Origin of the sequence: Pseudomonas protegens (assembly GCF_003732485.1) — a bacterium.
Classification (GTDB): Bacteria; Pseudomonadota; Gammaproteobacteria; order Pseudomonadales; family Pseudomonadaceae; genus Aquipseudomonas; species Aquipseudomonas protegens_B.
On record NZ_MOAK01000086.1, the window covers coordinates 362,161 to 363,509 of the forward strand.

Annotated in this window: 1 pseudogene; it reads left to right on the forward strand. The window is 60.8% G+C overall.

The annotated features are described in order from the left end of the window. Positions 1-112 precede the first annotated feature (112 nt). Positions 113-1,349: pseudogene (ffh, locus tag BLX41_RS28640) on the forward strand (signal recognition particle protein); the annotation flags it as partial.

A 1,349-nucleotide genomic window follows, 5' to 3' on the forward strand; every position in this document is an offset into this window, starting at 1 on the left:
CAGGCTCATCGAGCTCTTGTTTATTAAGCTCTGGGCCGCCATTACCAAGGTCTCCTTGGGCCTGAAAGGATCGAGCATGTTTGAAAACCTAACCGACCGTCTCTCGCAGACGCTGCGCCATGTCACCGGCAAGGCCAAGCTGACCGAGGACAATATCAAAGACACCTTGCGTGAAGTGCGCATGGCGTTGCTCGAGGCTGACGTCGCATTGCCGGTGGTCAAGGACTTCGTCAACTCGGTGAAGGAACGTGCGGTCGGCACCGAAGTGTCCCGTAGCCTGACGCCGGGCCAGGCCTTTGTGAAGATTGTTCAGGCCGAGCTGGAAAGCCTGATGGGCGCGGCCAACGAAGACCTGAACCTCAGCGCCGTGCCTCCGGCAGTGGTGCTGATGGCCGGTCTGCAAGGTGCGGGTAAGACCACCACCGCCGGCAAGCTCGCGCGCTTCCTTAAAGAGCGCAAGAAAAAGAGCGTGATGGTGGTGTCTGCTGACGTATACCGTCCGGCAGCGATCAAACAGCTGGAAACCCTGGCCAATGACATTGGCGTGACCTTCTTTCCTTCTGACCTTAGCCAGAAGCCGGTGGCCATCGCCGAAGCGGCTATAAAGGAAGCGAAGCTCAAGTTCATCGACGTGGTGATCGTCGACACCGCCGGTCGCCTGCACGTCGACAGCGAGATGATGGATGAGATCCAGGCGTTGCACGCGGCCATCAAGCCGGTGGAAACCCTGTTCGTGGTCGACGCCATGACCGGCCAGGACGCCGCCAACACCGCCAAGGCCTTTGGCGACGCGCTGCCGCTGACCGGTGTGATCCTGACCAAGGTCGACGGTGACGCCCGTGGTGGTGCCGCGCTGTCGGTGCGGGCCATCACCGGCAAACCGATCAAGTTCATCGGTATGGGTGAGAAGACCGAGGCCCTGGAGCCGTTCCACCCTGAGCGTATCGCTTCGCGAATTCTTGGCATGGGCGACGTGCTCAGCCTGATCGAGCAGGCCGAGCAGACCCTCGACAAGGAAAAGGCCGACAAGCTTGCTAAAAAGCTGAAGAAGGGCAAGGGCTTCGACCTCGAAGACTTCCGCGACCAACTGCAGCAGATGAAGAACATGGGCGGCCTCGGTGGCCTGATGGACAAGCTGCCGAACATCGGTGGGGTCAACCTGGCGCAGATGGGCAACGCCCAGGGCGCAGCCGAGAAGCAGTTCAAACAGATGGAAGCCATCATCAACTCCATGACCCCGGCCGAGCGCCGCGACCCTGAGCTGATCAGCGGTTCGCGCAAGCGTCGGATCGCCATGGGTTCCGGCACCCAGGTGCAGGACATCGGTCGCTTGATCAAGCAGCACAAGC